Origin of the sequence: Vibrio caribbeanicus ATCC BAA-2122 (assembly GCF_000165125.1) — a bacterium.
Classification (GTDB): Bacteria; Pseudomonadota; Gammaproteobacteria; order Enterobacterales; family Vibrionaceae; genus Vibrio; species Vibrio caribbeanicus.
The window spans coordinates 61,164-77,709 of the sequence record NZ_AEIU01000074.1 but is presented as its reverse complement, the minus strand read 5'-3'; the positions used below and the strand labels follow the sequence as shown (position 1 = coordinate 77,709).

Here is a 16,546-nt window from a genome sequence, read left to right as displayed (position 1 = left end):
CAAAACTTCAAAATACTGCCCCACCACTAAAAAGATTCGATTGATACGACCACAAAGTTGTCTCAGGCGTTCAAATCAACATATTCGGTAGATTATTTTGCCAATAACATAAAATATTTCATCAATATTCTACACTAAAAGACGAGGTCAAAAACATTGATATGATGGGATATATATGCACATTAATTATCATATTTATCAGTTAATTCTAATCGTCGCTTGTTTATCGTTTTCTCCCACAGCATTGGCTAATACTGATATACAACCGACACTCGATATTATATGGGTAGCTACAGCAACAGGACTTGTTTTCTTTATGCAGGCAGGTTTTACCATGCTCGAGTCTGGTATGGTTAGAGCCAAGAATAGTTACAATGTTGCTCTCAAAAATGTAAGCGATTTATGTGCTGCCATAGTGACTTTTTGGGTTTTGGGCTTCGCTATTATGTTTGGTAGCAGTTCAGCTGGTTGGTTTGGCACTGATGGTTTTTTCGGCGAGGGTATGTCTTCATCGAAAGACTTGTTGTTTTTCGCTTTTCAAGCAACCTTTGTCGGAACAGCGGCCACAATTGTTGCAGGAGCTGTTGCAGAAAGAATGAAGTTTTCGGCATATGTGATTATCTCCATCGCGGTCAGCGCGCTAATTTACCCTGTGTCTGGACACTGGATATGGGGAAGTGCTTTCGGTAGCGAAGTACCTGGTTGGCTGGAAAGTGATGGTTTTATGGACTTTGCAGGTTCAACCGTAGTTCACTCTGTCGGTGCCTGGGTCGCCTTAGCTGGAGTGTATATGCTTGGACCTCGCATAGGCCGATTTGATAAAGATGGCAAAGCTCAGGATATTCCTGGTCATAACTTATTACAAACAACGCTTGGCGTGCTTATTTTATGGTTTGGTTGGTTTGGATTTAATGCAGGAAGTACTCTATCGGCAGATGAAAATGTCCCTAAAATCATCGTAAACACTATGCTCGCAGGCAGTTCTGGTGGTCTTGTCTGTCTCCTCATATCAGCCATTCCTCAAGGGAGCAAAATTCGCGTTGAAAAAGTGTTAAACGGTGTACTGGGAGGTTTAGTTGGCGTAACTGCGGGTTGCATGTATTTTGAACCGACGATGGCGATGATAGCTGGTGGTATCGGTGGTGCAGTCTGCTACTTTGCAGATGAGTTCGTGCTGAAAGTCCTTAAACTAGATGATCCTGTGGCTGCAATCTCTGTTCATGGTTTCTCAGGCATCTGGGGCACTCTTGCTGTTGCTCTGTTGGCACCTGTTGACCTGCTTACAAATGACGGAAGGTTGTCCCAGTTCATGATCCAGTTAAAAGGAGTCATCTCCGTCTTTATATGGGCATTTGGCTCTGGACTTTTGGTTTTTGGTTTTCTGAAGTTATTCCACGATCTGAGAGTCGATCCTGAGGATGAACATATTGGCCTTAATGTTGCCGAACATGGTGCGAAAACGGTGTGGTTAGACACAATGAAGACAATGCAGCATATCGTCCAAACCGGTGATCTAACGGCGCGCGCAGAAGTAGAGTTCGGTACAGAAGCGGGTGAGACCGCCATCGCTTTCAACAACCTTTTAGAGAGATTTCAGTCCAGTATTTCAATGATGGCTAATTCATCACAGCAAGTGTTGGTTAAATGTGCCACGCTAGATGAATCCGTACAAAAAGCGATTATCCAGTCTAAAAAACAACGTGAAGATACAAAAGCTGCGGTAAAAAGCATTAACCAAGTGCTCAACCACGCATCAGAGAACCACCTTTCTGCTTCACAGGCCTCAACGTCAGCAAAAGAAATGCTTGATAAGGGACACTTAGGAAGTGCAAAAATCGAGCAACTGCGTCACATTGTTAGCCAACTCGCTGTCGACTTGCAGGAGTCTTCAGAAGAATCATCGCAAGTACTTGATGCCACAAATAACATTTCAACCGTAGTTAACTTAATCAGTGAAATTGCTGAACAAACTAACCTCCTAGCGCTGAATGCTGCTATTGAAGCCGCGCGCGCTGGTGATTCTGGGAGGGGTTTTGCTGTTGTCGCTGATGAAGTGAGAAATCTGGCGAAAAAAACACAAAAAGCAACTCAAGCGATACACGATCAAGTAAATAACCTACAAGCACAAACACGCCATTCATCAGAGACTTTATCTGTCCACTCGGAGAAAGCCAAAGTAACAAGTAAGGAAACAGACCAAACAAGTAGAACCATTACAACAATTATTGAGGCGGTAGAAGAGATTTACGGATATAACAACACCATCCTTCAAGCAGCGGACAAACAACAAGTATTGACCGAACAAGTTAATAATTCACTTAGCTCAGTTGAAACCCTCGCTAAAGATGCAGAGGAAGGTTGCGAGGAGTTAACTCTCGTAACACAAACGTTGCGCAGGGACGCAGAGGCATTTAAAAAAACATCCGATCAATATAAATATTAAGTTGTTTCACTATTGGTTGGTGAGAGAATACAAGGTAATCTTTCACCAACCCACTCAAGTTATTCGCCCCATATCATGTATACGAATGCCGGATGGTCGATATATGGATTGCGGTTACCTTGAAATTGGTAGACCTTATTATTTCTATCCATCTCCTTCTGGCTGACAGGATCGAACTTATGCCAACGTTTAAGGAGCTCTAACAACCAAGGCTCAAATACGGAAGTGTTGTTACCATTGAGTACAGCATCGGAATTATCGTTATTGCCTTCCCAGGTCGAAATTTGCCCTTCGTAACGAGTCGCCATATAAAAATACGCTCTTGCCAAATCACCTTTAAACTCATCAATCGGTTCAAAAACAACACCGTTGAAATTAGTGATAGACTTGGCCAGACCGACTTTTGAACCATTACTAGACACATAGGTCGCAAAGCCTACTTCTCCATACGGCCAGTTACCACGTTTGGCATTCACGTACCCGTCGGCAGCAAAGATATGATGTCCATCAGAATTCATTGGCTCAATCTTTCCTCCAAACCAACTTTTTGGAAAAGAGTGCTCTCGGTTATAACAATCGCTTTCCTTACGATATTGACCACATTGATCGATCGAAGGCTCAAAGTTATGTGAATCACGACCCCTTACTTTTTCAGAATAAATATCAAGTATGGTCAGGTCTTTATCAAAATAATGGTCAATATCAGCATCATTAATCAAACTCCACACAGCTGAGTACCCTCTGGTGTTATGGTCTTTGATAATCTCATAGAGTGCAGTTTTTAATGGGTATCCTTTTTTTCCAACAGCGTGGGCATAATAAGAATCAGAATCATCACTAGCAGGAGGGTCGACATAGAAAGAATGAGACATAATATCTCCAAAATTACTCCCGCTAAAAATTGGTTTCTTATCCACAGTGAAGGAAAAGCTCCCCTCCCCATACCTACAACAGATCCCATCACCATGTGAATCACTAATTTCAAAAGTATAATTACCTTCAACAAGGCACATCGTTTTGACCACCTCCGAATTATCTGCGTACCCTTCCCCCCCAAATAATTGTTCACCAGTATCAGATAACAATTTCCAACTCGTCTCGTGAGCATACCCGTCAGTCACAATGTTCAAAATGCCAATACTTTCATCACAGATATCGCCCTCAAAATTGACTAATGGTTGCGCTATTATTTTGAATGATAAGCACCCGACTACTGATGCACATGCAAACTTTGAAGCCGTATTGATCATGATTTTTCCTTTAAGTACGGTTTAACGATTACAAAGTAAACAATTTCTAAAAAAATACTAGAATGAATGACACATTTTAAAAAAGTATTAGAAGTCAAAATTCAACAAAGATTCACAAATCATATTCCCTTAAAAAATGGCAGTGGATGTATCTATAAACCGAGCTATCCCGCTATTAATTTACATTGTAAATTTAACTATACTTCAGTGTTCAAAAGAATAGCTTCTCATCTATTCTCAATGTAAGCTCAGAATACGTTTGTATAAGCGAGGCAGGTTATGAGTTTTAATATTGGTAAGGTATGTGAAATAACTCAATTATCAGCAAAATCAATCCGACTCTACGAAGAGAAAGGCTTGATTACTAAACCAAATCGAAGTGAGTCCGGCTATCGGGAATATTCTGACGAACACATAGAGCAACTGAAATTAATTGCTCGAGCAAAAAGTGCAGGCTTTTCTTTGACAGAGTGTAAAGAATTCGTAGCCCTTGCTTCGAATCCGCACCGAAAAAGTAGTGAAGTCAAAGAAAAAACGCAAAAGAAGCTTGAGGAGGTTCAAGCAAAAATGGAACAATTAAAAAAAATTCAGGAGCAATTGCTTCAGTGGCTTGATGCGTGTCCGGGAAACACCGAAAGTCACTGCCCCATAATAGATGAACTCACGAAGCGCTAATTGCTCCCGGCGTATGGTCAGAGTAAATATGATTACTCTACTTTGACTTTTTTAACTCAAAACGCTCAAACAGCCTCTAGATGTATGATTGAGAGAGAATGGATTGCCTAACAGACAAGTCAATGTCGTGACTGGCGACGTTGCAAGTTTGATTAATCTGCTCATCTGGGCTTTCTAAAAGAAATCAATTGAAGCTCGGCCTTGCCTCGGCTTTTCTGATCGCTTTCTGTCTTCGATATCATCAGCACCTTGGTTATCGTAGAAGCTATTGTTTTCGAATGACGCATTGCTCTCAAGATTAGAAGTCTCTGTTTTATCTTCAGTGTAAACAATGACATAAAATTCTTGGTTAAACTCGAAGTAGTCTCCATCGTAGAGCTTTTTCCGCTTTCTGTACTCAACTTCTCCGTTAACAGCGACGTAACCGTTGGAAATAAAATGTTTCGCCTCTCCCCCTCCGCTGACAAGCTCTGCAATTTTGAGCACTTTATATAGCTCTATAGGCTGAGTGCTGACCTCAATCCCAAATGCTTCTATTTCTATGGGCTCTGACGTTTGTGTCTCATCTCTCATAACAATCTCAGGATTAAAGGCTTAACGTCCTCATTTTAATCTGATTGCAAAGATAAATAAATGTCTTTGCAATGATATAGCGCATAAAAAGTCACTATAAGAGGTAGAAGTCGTCATACTTTAGTCGTAAATTTGATGCTATAAATTAACAATTTCTAGCCCTAATAATAGGTAGAGATTCACATTTATCAAAGGTTTACGCTCTGAACAACGACTTATGAGGTTAATTGACTAGAGTTCTCTATTTGTTTATTGTATTAATTACATAACAAATATTAAGAATAATTGTAAAACGACGTCGGCTAACAGTTAGGTATCTCATACATATATGTCGAAAAATCATCAAGCATCTTCCATGAATAGCTTTCAAATTCCGAGCGATTTACACACCCAGTTTCCTGAGGGTGAACATGTTTTTATTGGACTAACTGGTGCTGAACTCGATCTTCTTATGGATAATCATTTCAGCCATATGATAGATGTGCTAAATGATGGCATTTTTTATATGAATGATCGTGACAATGTTTGCTTTTACAATCCTTCTTTCTATTCTCGATTTGGGATTGCCCCTGGTCATACTCACCTTAGCCATTGGATAAACCTCATTCACCCTCAAGATCAGCATGTGTTTAAAGGAGAGGTTGAAGCACATATCCTACAAAACGGTACACGAATGACGACTCAGTACAGAGTAAGGTGTAAAAATGGTCAATATATTTGGTTAGAGGGAACCGCCATTACCAAAACTGTGAACGGCCAAAGATTTATGATCGGTTGCCATCGAGATATATCCGACCGAAAGCTAATGGAGTCTTATGTAAAACAGTCTTCGTTAATGGATAATTCATCTGGCTTGTCCAATGAACAAAAACTTGCCCTCGATTTAGAAACACTCAATATTGATACCGAGCATTCTTATCATCTAATGTATATACAGCCAGGCGCAACACGTTCATACCAGACTCTCTATGGCTCACAATTGATGCGTAATCTATTGTCACACCTAACAAGCATGTTGGGTGAGTTTCCAGATTACTTCGTCGATTTTTATCGTATACAATCACACGACTTTGCTGTTCTGATTAGGGGTGACTACAGCGAGAGAGCATTACACGATCTCGCCGCAAGAATTTACGATGCTTATCAGGAATCAATTAAGGTGATAGAGTTTTTGGGCGCTGCAAATATCAGTATTGGTATATACCCAAATATAACTTGCGATGTACCTACTGATGAGATTGTTCGAGTTGCAGCACAAACAAGTCAATACGCAAATCACAAAAGAGAAGATGGAATTCGTACCTATTCGGGAGTAACAAAACAAAAGGTTGATCGGCATTTCTTTATTGAGAAAGAGCTTGGAAATGCCATTCAAAATGATAAGTTATCAGTAAAATTTCAACCAATTATTTGTAGCAAATCTTTAGACGTTGCAAGTTTTGAAAGTCTGGTTAGGTGGCGCTGCCCCAAAATGGGAGAAATTTACCCAGATGAATTTATTCACATTGCAGAAGCGAAAGGTTTTATAAGTGAACTCGGCTATTTTGTATTCGAAAAAGCTTGCCAGTTTATAAATGAATATAAAAGCAACAACAAAAAAAACATTAAAGTCAATGTCAATGTATCTGTGCTGCAACTTTTAACTAAACACTTTCCAGAAAACATCAAACAACTGGCCGAAAAATATCGAATTGATTCAGATACTATTGTCTTAGAACTCACTGAAACCATAATATTGGATGATAATAAAAATGCCATTGAGCAGCTAAATAGGTTAAAAAGCTTCGGTTTTAAGTTATCACTTGATGATTTTGGCGCCGGACACAGTTCATTAAAAGGTTTTTTTGATTTGCCCCTTTCACAAATTAAAATCGATAAGTCTATTGCTTGGCGCTCACTAAACAACTCAGCAACATTTGAATACCTATCTTTTATAACCAAGCTATGCAAAGCACACAACATTGATATCGTCATTGAAGGTATAGAAAATGCTGAAATGCAGCAAATTTTTATCAAAATGGGTGCATCTTATCTACAAGGCTTTTTGTTTTCCAAACCTCTTTCTCTAGCTAGCGCCTGTCGCTACACAAAAGTCTGAAAAACTCCTGTCTCAAAATTAAGACTGGCTTTGGAAACTATCTCGTCGTGTTTGACTAAGCTCGTTGTTTCTCGCAGAATCTCGCCAGCTGATAAAATTGTCTAAGTTTTAAGCCAACTTTGCTACACATATCTATTAAACTAATAATGTATTTATCAAAAAAGTGCTTGCTATTGATACCGAGCACAGAAATATATGAAGTATTTATTTCTGGAGAGTTAAATGATACGCCAATTCTTTAGGCTACTGCTGATTACCTGTACAGTACCTTTAATTTTTGCCAAAAATGCTTATTCTGGAGAGAACAGTGCTCTTTGGTTTAAAGAAACTGATATCAAGATACCTGGCCATGCGATAGCAGCTGAACTTCATAATGGTGTAAGAATCGTTATACTCCCGACTATCCATAGAAATAGCGGTGTGTCAGCTCGTGTACGTGTCGCAGCCGGTGTTGCACATGACTTTAATGAACAACTAATTGCTCAGGTAATATCTAGACAAGTCACTAAAGATACGCCGTGGACTGGTCGTGCTCAATTGACTCAAACAACTTTTTCTCTTGATTTGAACTATGAACAGAGAAATACATTTGAGCAATCTCTCAAATTGATTAAAGAAAGACTCAAAGCTCCATACAGACCAAAAGCAAAGAATAATCAACCAACAAAGGCCCTTGATAATCAAGCTGTAGAATTTAAAGATACGTTTTACGTACCGGGTCATACAACCATAATTGTTACTGGTGGTGAGAAAAAAAATGAGCAGCTTGCTTTGTTAAAACGAGTCTTCTCAGATTGGTCAAGCGATGTAAAACCATCATTAGAGCATTCAGTAAACCTTGAACTAGACCAGTACAAGCGACAAATTGTTATCACTGACACTGGAATGTCTCTGAGTACTCTTTCTAACTTACAAGAGGTTGAAGACAGCAAGTTACAGAGACGCGAGAAGCTCATGTCACTTCTTGCTACGAAACTTTTGGCAAAACGCATAGCTAATGAGCTAGATCCAGACCAAACTCAATTGAAACTCACCGTCGAAAATGAAATTCTATTTAACGGGGAGCTCCTATCTCAAATCAAGCTAGAAAACCTTTCCGATACTCTAGACAAAACGGTATTAAAAAGCCGAGTTGAAAGAGAACTAAAAGAAATTTATGCTCAGGGCTTCACTTTGTCCGAGTATCATATAGTTGTCCAGGAGACAAGATCTCAACTATATGAACATACACAAATCGGTGGGAATATTAATTACACAAAAGAGCAAGCGGATAGGATAGTTAGAGCAATAAACCAAGGTACCGTTTATTCAACTCCCTCTTACGATCTTGATCTTTTTAATTTCCATGTTGCGCACATGGATGAGATTGATATTTCGAAAACTTTCAGAACAATTTGGCCTGAAAACCTTAATGATTTTGTCTACTATAATAGCACCAAAAACCAGTGAATTCGGTATTGAGCGTTAGACCTTTATAAGGTTTTATTGATACTATCATAAGCGAGTTAAGCTGCGATACATACTTAAATAGCGCCTTTTAAAGGCGCTATTTTAATTTTTACTGACAGTTCAATCTTTCTATTCGATCCACTGGCACGTTTCGAAGTGTTTAACCCCTATCTAATCGTAACTACATTTCATTTGCGAGAAGATGCAATTATTCCTCTAAGCATTATCATGTTATATGCTTCCAGCTCTTGGAAAGCTCTGTTAAACAGATTCAATGTTGAAGTAAACGTAGAAGGACTGAATGGTATTAAAATCAATTTTCACGCTTTGTGTCTTGATTAGTTTCGTTCCGCTATATGCGGCCTCTAAAGGCGGACCAACTCCGGAGTTAGCTCAGTTATTAGTATATGTAAAGGTTTCAATTTAATAGCCCAGGCTCCCCATTTCATATTCGAATAGTTGCAATATTTTTTTTACTAATTCATCTTCTCTTTTAGCCTCAAAGATATTCTCACGTCCAAAACACTCTGTTACTCCCTCATTTTTATATGGGTTGAATTCCACTCCAATGACACTCATGGTAACTTTGGTTTTTTCCTCAACACTAGCATTTTGAATTTGACTACGATTTTGCTTATCACTGATGTCGTTTCTGATTTTTTCGCACAAGGGGGCGTAATAACCCTTAGGAAATTTTTTAGAGTCCTCCCCATCTGTTAGCAAAACAAAAACCTGTTGAGGGTTAAACACTGAACTCGGCTGTCGATGTGCCTCCCGCGCCGCAGCGATGATACCATTCCATGAATGAGTATTACCGTTAGCGTTAATTGCGTTGCTTTTAATAGTTTCTTTAAAAGAACCTAAATCAGTAGTAAGTGAAATGTCATAAAATGGATATTTTGTTTCAAAATCTCGTATTTTTTGATCCAGATCTGGCGGGCCATAACCTTCGAGCAGCTTATCGATAGACGACTTCTTTTTCTTAGATAAAGCTATATCAAACAAATTCTCTATGACGAAATCAGGATGTCGTCCCGTCAAATAGTCGTAAATAGACTTTTCCGCCCAAATATTCGGTCCTTGAAGCTCGGTAGGTTTTTTACTAGTAATCTCACGACCAGTGCGCTTGTCGAAGTATCGTCCGGTCAGTTTGACGTTTTCTGTATTGTAGCCAATGAAAGCCGCACGACTTCCTTTTGGTAATTTGGATACAACCTGTCTTATTGCATCTTTAACGATAGTCAATCTCGATGGTTCGCTGCGGTTCATAGATTCACTAAGATCAGTGATAAAGTAAACATCCATCGGCTGTGGTTTATGCTTCCGAGACGTAGAAGCACCACTAACCTTAAAAGTATCAGCCTGAGGCTTATGTTTAAACCAAAACTCGTGTGTAGCCTCGCCCACTAAATCTGTTTGAAACTGAAAGGTGGATGATTGCATCGTCGCTTGCCCTTTTACATCATCTGTGCCTACAAGGTAGTGCTTTAATACTCTTGTTGCATAGCTACTTAATTTTTGTTGTGCTCTTTCCTCACTCAAAGCAGACAGAGCAAGACTTGTCACCTCGCTAGCTTCTGTAATTTTTGACTGCGCGAGTAATATCTGTGATGCCTGCAGCGATAGAGCCATCACACAGATCAACACGGGTAAAATTAAGATGAAAATGAAAGCGGCAGCACCACAACTATTTTTCAACCGATTCATATCAAATTCTGCCAAATGAAAAAGAACTACTTATAACCCTGTGTGACTGACCATTTAGGCTTCCTAACAAGTCATAAGGAATTTGATAACTTAAAGAAACACGATACAGAGGAAGGTAGCGCCCGCGATTTGTCATTGGTAGAAGGTTTAATACTTCCTCTTTTGATAATTTAAAATCATTTTGAAAGTCGTGACGCTTTGCTGATGGTGCATACACTGAGTAAGATTTTAATTCAAAAGAGGTATTTGATGACTTCCCAGAAGATTTTTCTAATTTAATCATCTCAACCTTAACTGAGAGGTTCTGTTTATCAAAGTTTTTATTCATTTTTGTCATCGAAGAAGCGACTAATGTATATAGTGAAGAAGCAGTGTTTTTTTCTCTGGAAGATATATCAATATCACCATCAAATAGCTGTTTTCGCTCTGCAAGGATAGTACTAGCAGAATATGCAAGTCTATCTAGCTGCCCTTTATAATTAAGAGCAATCATATGATTAATCATTAAAACCAATATACTAATAAGAAATATGAGAAAAATCATTAATTCAATTAAAAAAGAGCCGTTTTGTTTTCTTTTCAAAGTACACCTCAATATCACTTAAATTGACTTCTTTCTTTTTCTTGTAAGGCTATAATCTCTCGGTAAATCTCAATATCACCTAAAAAATTAATTAATACCGGTGTATATGAGTATCTTAGTTTATAAACTGCTATTGGCATATTATGAGACATTACTTTACTTTTATTAACTTTGCCATTTATTTTATTATCCCTAAGTACTAGAGATTCATAGCTTATATAATAACAGACTTCAGATTTAATATTTTCCTTCTTTACCACTCTGTCGACAAAGTAATCATTTTTTTCATTTAGGCTTTTGATAAGAATAGACTTGTAATCATTTTTAATACTTACATTGGACTTTTTCGCAGTCGTTACGGCATTAAATAACTTATGATCTAAAAAATTCAAAGCATATGAGAAATAACAAATTTCAATCCAAACAAAAACAAGTGCAATGATAATGGGAAAACCAAGTGCCGCTTCTATAGTTATATTACCCGACTGCCTATGTTTCATAAAATATTATATCGATAGTTTTTATAGTTAACGATAAATGCGCCTTTAATATTCATATTATCTAAACTCACTTTCGCACTTTTAAAAGAATCAAAGCTTCCTATGCAGTATCTCTTCCAAAAACCATGCTGGTATAAATATACTTCTCCATAAAGAGATTTAAATGAAAGCAACCTCTCATCATCAACAAAATTATCTGTTGCTAATATTTGGATACGATATTTTCCATTATTTTTATTAGTCTTTTTCTTTGGGGTATATACCTGTTCTTCAACTGAGGCTATTTTATTTACATTTGATTCAACTAACTCTATTTCCATTGTTTTTTCATCTTTATCACTAACTTTGTAATTAATACCAGCTAAATTAGAAAGTTGTTTTATAATATGATCATTATTTTCATCAAAGTTAGATGACCTAAGAACCTCAGATACAATATCGAAACGCTTTGCGTGCAAAGAAGATATAACGAGGTTAGCTGTAACTTTACTATCACTTGGATCATCGAGATATAGCTGGTATAAAATTGGCAATGCGTTTAGATATTCTTTTCCTATCATATTCACCACTGCTATATTATTTTTAATATCTCTATCCGAGACTCCAAACTTTTTACTTTCTTCGAATAAAAATTTTGCCTTGTCTAGTTCACCTTTGTGAGCTTTTATCTTTCCTAACATAGTTAAATAAAGTCCTTTATCTCCCCCTTTTTTTATATATCTCTCTAACTGCTTTTCTGCTTGATTAAATTTTTTCTTATAATAGCTAGCTCTTACAGTCGTATATATAAATAAAGGCAGTTCTTCTTCGGAGGAACTATACGTTTTAATATAGAGGTCGGCAGATTCTATATCCCCTTGTTCTAAATAAGCTTCCACAAGCTTTGCTTTATATTCTAAATTAGAATGAACGTTGAGTTTGTAAAATTCTATCAGTTTTTCTTGATCATTTGCGCTAATGAGCAGTTGTTCTTTTATTGTGTTCTCATTGTTAGGCGACGCACATCCAGTAATGCCTAGAAGTAATAAAACAAATAATTTCTTCATATCATCACCCTCATTACTTTAGGTGCCACAATAAGAACTAGCATGGGTATCATAATAAAAACTACCAAAGGCATGGTCATCTTTGCGCCCATTTTTCCTATTTTTTCTTCTATATCCATCATGTTTAGTTCACGAATATCTTTAGACAAAGTCGATAAGACTGCCCCTACAGAAGAACCAAACTGCAAACTTTGAACAAGAGTCATAACCATACTTTGTGACTCACTAGTTGGCACAAGATCATAAAATTCTTGCAAGGCCTTATCTAAACCAACTATTTTCGCACGTTCGACTGTAAGCGTTACAACTCTTGCTAATTGTCTATCGACCATTTGCAATTCTTTAGCAAGGTACTCTAAGCTCGATTCGATCGTCATGCCGGTATGAACACAGACGTTCATTAGGTCGAGTAAAAATGGAAGTCGAGAACTAATGTTTTTTATGTTTGATTTGATTCTTAATCCTATAATTTTATCCGGAATAAAAAATATCATAAATACTGAGATAACATTATATAAAAACAAATCATATAATGAAATAATACCAACAATAAAAGAAATCAATATGCATACAGAGAATAAAAACATAATGATATATTTTAAAGGATAATATAATTTCAATATCATTGGATGATAAAATCCAGCAGAGAATAACCTCTTTTCTAAATCATCCTTATCATAATTTATCCTTGAGATTATATAAAAAATTTTATTTTTATTTTTTTCTTCGTGGAAATTATTTAATGTCAGTTTTGAAATCTTGACCTTAAGCTTCATACTTTCAAATATAAATATTAATATAAGAGACAAAAAGAAAGAAAAAGTGAGAGTCAAAACTAAAATAGGATACATACCTAATTCCACTATTCAACACCTTTTATGATGCGCCAAATTATAAAAAAACCAATGAACTCACTACAAATCAGATAGTAAAAAATAGGTCTTCCTTCCTCTTGAAACATTACAAAATCGAAATCTTCTGGGCTAATAAATTTTAAAACAAACAAAAATCCTATTGGCAATACTCCAAGGATTTTCGCTGACATACGTGATTCAGCTGTAAGAGAGTTCTTTTTCTTTTCTAAAGAACGCGATTCAAACATTAGCCTATTTATTTTATTAATAATATCTTTAAGTTGTCCGCCTCGTGAAATGTTTATTCTTATTGCAGATATGAAAAAAAAATATTCAAGATATGGATACTGGATCCCACTTCTTTCTAGAACATCATCAGGGTTTTCACCTATAAGCAGTCGTTCCGATATTATCTTAAATTCTTTTCCCACATCATTATTGAGTTGACTACCAACATACTCGAAAGCATGCACAATACTCTGGCCAGAAGATATTGCTCCACTTAGTATATTAAGAGCATCTGGAAAATTTTCCACAAATATCTTCTTTTTCCGTCCTCCCATATACTTATAGAATAACAAACATTCTAGTGGAAAGATCAGTACTATACTTAAAATAAGATTTAACCTAAAAAATAATTCATTGACAAAGTAAAGGAGTGTAAGACTAATCACTAAGAATAGAGAAATATTTCTAACCAAATTTGGTTCAAAAACTGATAAGGATATTTTTATTCTTTTTTTTACTTTAGAATAAAAGTTTTCATTAAAATATTCAGAGTCAATGATAGTACGCGAATTTTCTTCTAACTTTTCGTCTTGGATAGAGTTAATTAAACTATCTAATTTTCTCTTTGATTTTCTATCCTGATATGCGATGTATAGTAAGAGGGTAAACCAAATAAAAAGTAATAATAGCATCATGAAAATATGTCTCTTACAGTACTTTCAAGCCCGAAATACCTTGCTCTCTGGTAAATGACTGAATTCTTTGAAAGGCCCGATGAATGGAACTTACCACTTATTCTGCCCTCTTCTAAAGTGGGGGCGGCATCGAATCGAAAGATGTCTTCCATAACAACGTTATCACCCTCCATCCCAACGACTTCGGATATGTACATTACTTTTCTACTTCCATCGTGCAGTCTGCGAACCTGAACAATCAAATCAACTGCACTGACAATGGACCGTCTAATGGCAGCAATGGGAAGGTTTGAGGTAGCCATCATCACCATACTTTCTGTACGAGCAATCGCATCACGCGGTGTGTTTGCATGTAGAGTAGACATAGATCCATCATGGCCAGTATTCATAGCTTGGAGCATTTCAAAAGCTTCTGCTCCTCGGCACTCACCAACTATAATTCGATCTGGGCGCATACGAAGTGAATTAATGACAAGCTCCCTCGCAGAAATTTCTCCTGTACCTTCTACACTGGCTTGCCTTGTCTCAAGCCGCACAATGTGAGGTTGCTGCAACTGAAGCTCTGCCGCATCTTCAATCGTTACAACACGCTCTCCCTCACCAATAAAACCTGACAACGCATTCAACAACGTTGTTTTTCCAGATCCTGTTCCGCCGGAGATGAGTATATTGCATTTACAATGGCTCGCAATTGATAATATCTTTGCCATGTCTACAGACAAAGCTCCAAAATCTACGAGGTTCTCTAATTTAATCTTTTGCTCTTTAAATTTTCTTATTGAAATCGAAGTTCCATCTATTGCGAGTGGAGGTATAACTATGTTTACCCGACTACCATCAGCAAGCCTCGCGTCACAAAGTGGTTTTGAGTCATCAATTCTTCGCCCAACATCAGAGGCAATACGCTTTGCAATGGTTATCAGTTGTTCCTCGTTGATAAATTGTACAGGTGATTTTTCAACCTTACCGTTTATCTCGATAAATACATTAAATGGACCATTAATCATGATGTCAGAAATATCGTCATTATTGACTAAAGCTTGTAAAGGCCCCAACCCTTTGAGTTCATCTACCAGCGCGTTGACTAAATTTTGCCTTTGTTGATTGCTTACTTGGAGATCTCTACTTTCTATGAGTAGATTCACCGAGCTCATCAACTGTTGACTCAATTCCATACGGCTTGATTCAGCTAATGTACCTACATCAATTGCATCGAATATCTCATCACGGATTTTTATATAAATTTCTTTGAATCTGTTCATTTAAAAAGCGAATACTTGTATTTTTTGTCAAAATTTTTCCCAGTCAGATCAGTGACTATCTCACCTACGGAAGTATAAAATTTAGTTCTGTTTAATCCTTCAAGCCCGTGTTTAATAATTGTTTTTTCTATATTACTTTCATGATTAATTTGAAAAACATCACTTATATCAATTTTTTCTTTTGCTTGCCTTAGAGACATTATATAATCTTTTGAGACTCTATTAGAATTTAATACCACTTTTAAATTATCATCTTTAAATTTACTTTTAATATTATTATATGTCCTTATAGAGCTTACAGATGGCTCACAAATTACAAAAACTCGATGATACTTTATCCGACCGTACTCATTATATAGTTCTTCGAACTTCTCTGAACATACGGAATCAATAATAAAATTATACTTATCTTTAACCTCTTCCGACAGCTTAATTAACATCAAGGACTTACTTTTAGACTGAGAGAAGCTATTATCTAGTGATAAATAGTCTAATTTTTCAAAAGAGTTCTTTATATATGTACTTGCAATAGCACTATCTATCTCTGTATATTCAATATCAAAGATATTTCTTCTTGATTTTTCTGATTTTATCCCCAAAAGTATATCTGAATTAATCGATAAAGAAGAGTGTTCGATTAATAAAGTTTTTAAATTAATTTTTTCAGATATAAATCTGGATAATAAACAACTTATTGTTGATACTCCAATGCCACCTTTCGTACCCAAAATAAGTATTCTTTTTGCGGAACGAGAAAAACCATTTTTTTTACCTTGTGAAAAAGAATCTATTGCATTAAAAACACCACCAACATCTCCACAAAAGAAAATATAGTTAGCTCCTAATTTTTTAACTTCATTTTGTAACTTTATAGAATCAATATCACCGACAACAAAAAGAGATATTCTTATATCCAGATAATAGATTAAATCAGATGTTTCTTTGATAAGATCATCAGAACCCCTAAAGTCAATAATAATATTTTTAGCATTTCTATCCGTATAAGATTTATAGTTTACATTATTATTTTTATTTAGTAGTACCGGTTTATCATATCCTTCTATAATATAGTTCTCTTTCATGGATTCTAGAAATTCATTATCATCAGAAACTATGATATCTTTTTTGTTTTCAGAAGATTGATTATTTTCTGTTTTTTTAAAAATATTATCTAGATTCATTA

14 protein-coding genes are annotated in these 16,546 nt (G+C 36.4%); 4 read left to right on the top strand and 10 right to left on the bottom strand.

The annotated features are described in order from the left end of the window. The first annotated feature begins 175 nt into the window (after positions 1-175). Entirely contained in the window at positions 176-2,443 is a 2,268-nt protein-coding gene (gene amt, locus RH40_RS10405) for an ammonium transporter (protein WP_009601436.1), read from the top strand. A gap of 59 nt (positions 2,444-2,502) precedes the next feature. On the opposite strand, the gene RH40_RS10400 is transcribed toward amt, so the two are convergent. After that, positions 2,503-3,693: an HNH endonuclease signature motif containing protein gene (locus RH40_RS10400; protein ID WP_009601435.1), complete on the bottom strand. Its 1,191-nt coding sequence runs from the start codon at positions 3,691-3,693 to the stop codon at positions 2,503-2,505. Positions 3,694-3,972: 279 nt separating this feature from the next. Here RH40_RS10400 and cueR point away from each other — a divergent pair, with 279 nt between their 5' ends. After that, a complete protein-coding gene (cueR, locus tag RH40_RS10395; protein WP_009601434.1) occupies positions 3,973-4,368 on the top strand; it encodes a Cu(I)-responsive transcriptional regulator in 396 nt (131 codons plus the stop codon). A gap of 174 nt (positions 4,369-4,542) precedes the next feature. On the opposite strand, the gene RH40_RS10390 is transcribed toward cueR, so the two are convergent. Continuing rightward, positions 4,543-4,941: an RNA-binding S4 domain-containing protein gene (locus RH40_RS10390; protein WP_009601433.1), complete on the bottom strand. Its 399-nt coding sequence runs from the start codon at positions 4,939-4,941 to the stop codon at positions 4,543-4,545. A gap of 355 nt (positions 4,942-5,296) precedes the next feature. Here RH40_RS10390 and RH40_RS10385 point away from each other — a divergent pair, with 355 nt between their 5' ends. Beyond that, entirely contained in the window at positions 5,297-7,039 is a 1,743-nt protein-coding gene (locus RH40_RS10385) for an EAL domain-containing protein (protein ID WP_039954598.1), read from the top strand. Between the two features lie 222 nt (positions 7,040-7,261). After that, entirely contained in the window at positions 7,262-8,488 is a 1,227-nt protein-coding gene (locus tag RH40_RS10380; protein WP_009601431.1) for an insulinase family protein, read from the top strand. 423 nt (positions 8,489-8,911) lie between these two features. Here the strand turns inward: RH40_RS10380 and RH40_RS10375 are convergent, their stop codons facing one another. The 8 genes from RH40_RS10375 to RH40_RS10340 are packed head-to-tail and all read right to left on the bottom strand — an operon-like array spanning position 8,912 to position 16,544. Continuing rightward, positions 8,912-10,210 (bottom strand): TadE/TadG family type IV pilus assembly protein, encoded by a 1,299-nt coding sequence (locus tag RH40_RS10375; RefSeq protein ID WP_009601429.1) that lies wholly within the window; start codon positions 10,208-10,210, stop codon positions 8,912-8,914. Then, the gene (tadF, locus tag RH40_RS10370) at positions 10,197-10,778 is read right to left on the bottom strand and encodes a tight adherence pilus pseudopilin TadF (RefSeq protein ID WP_039954566.1); all 582 of its coding nucleotides are present in this window, start codon (positions 10,776-10,778) and stop codon (positions 10,197-10,199) included. Before tadF ends, RH40_RS10375 begins: the two co-directional genes overlap by 14 nt. Positions 10,779-10,792: 14 nt before the next feature. Further along, a complete protein-coding gene (locus RH40_RS10365) occupies positions 10,793-11,278 on the bottom strand; it encodes a TadE/TadG family type IV pilus assembly protein (RefSeq protein WP_009601427.1) in 486 nt (161 codons plus the stop codon). Further along, a complete protein-coding gene (locus RH40_RS10360) occupies positions 11,275-12,324 on the bottom strand; it encodes a tetratricopeptide repeat protein (protein ID WP_009601426.1) in 1,050 nt (349 codons plus the stop codon). Before RH40_RS10360 ends, RH40_RS10365 begins: the two co-directional genes overlap by 4 nt. Continuing rightward, positions 12,321-13,187, bottom strand: a complete 867-nt coding sequence (locus RH40_RS10355) for a type II secretion system F family protein (RefSeq protein ID WP_009601425.1) — start codon at positions 13,185-13,187, stop codon at positions 12,321-12,323. Before RH40_RS10355 ends, RH40_RS10360 begins: the two co-directional genes overlap by 4 nt. After that, entirely contained in the window at positions 13,187-14,101 is a 915-nt protein-coding gene (locus RH40_RS10350; RefSeq protein ID WP_009601424.1) for a type II secretion system F family protein, read from the bottom strand. Before RH40_RS10350 ends, RH40_RS10355 begins: the two co-directional genes overlap by 1 nt. Next, on the bottom strand, positions 14,098-15,363 hold the full coding sequence (locus RH40_RS10345; RefSeq protein ID WP_009601423.1) for a TadA family conjugal transfer-associated ATPase: 1,266 nt from the start codon (positions 15,361-15,363) through the stop codon (positions 14,098-14,100). The genes RH40_RS10350 and RH40_RS10345 overlap by 4 nt, the downstream gene beginning before the upstream one ends. Further along, a complete protein-coding gene (locus RH40_RS10340; protein ID WP_009601422.1) occupies positions 15,360-16,544 on the bottom strand; it encodes an AAA family ATPase in 1,185 nt (394 codons plus the stop codon). Before RH40_RS10340 ends, RH40_RS10345 begins: the two co-directional genes overlap by 4 nt. Positions 16,545-16,546 lie beyond the last annotated feature (2 nt).

Excerpts from the sequence above, each read along its gene's own strand:
- RH40_RS10380 (WP_009601431.1), top strand. The coding sequence starts at position 7,262 with ATGATACGCCAATTCTTTAGGCTACTGCTGATTACCTGTACAGTACCT.
- amt (WP_009601436.1), top strand. The coding sequence starts at position 176 with ATGCACATTAATTATCATATTTATCAGTTAATTCTAATCGTCGCTTGT.
- RH40_RS10340 (WP_009601422.1), bottom strand. The coding sequence starts at position 16,544 with ATGAATCTAGATAATATTTTTAAAAAAACAGAAAATAATCAATCTTCT.
- cueR (WP_009601434.1), top strand. The coding sequence starts at position 3,973 with ATGAGTTTTAATATTGGTAAGGTATGTGAAATAACTCAATTATCAGCA.
- RH40_RS10400 (WP_009601435.1), bottom strand. The coding sequence starts at position 3,693 with ATGATCAATACGGCTTCAAAGTTTGCATGTGCATCAGTAGTCGGGTGC.
- RH40_RS10390 (WP_009601433.1), bottom strand. The coding sequence starts at position 4,941 with ATGAGAGATGAGACACAAACGTCAGAGCCCATAGAAATAGAAGCATTT.
- RH40_RS10360 (WP_009601426.1), bottom strand. The coding sequence starts at position 12,324 with ATGAAGAAATTATTTGTTTTATTACTTCTAGGCATTACTGGATGTGCG.
- RH40_RS10385 (WP_039954598.1), top strand. The coding sequence starts at position 5,297 with ATGAATAGCTTTCAAATTCCGAGCGATTTACACACCCAGTTTCCTGAG.
- RH40_RS10350 (WP_009601424.1), bottom strand. The coding sequence starts at position 14,101 with ATGATGCTATTATTACTTTTTATTTGGTTTACCCTCTTACTATACATC.
- RH40_RS10365 (WP_009601427.1), bottom strand. The coding sequence starts at position 11,278 with ATGAAACATAGGCAGTCGGGTAATATAACTATAGAAGCGGCACTTGGT.
- RH40_RS10345 (WP_009601423.1), bottom strand. The coding sequence starts at position 15,363 with ATGAACAGATTCAAAGAAATTTATATAAAAATCCGTGATGAGATATTC.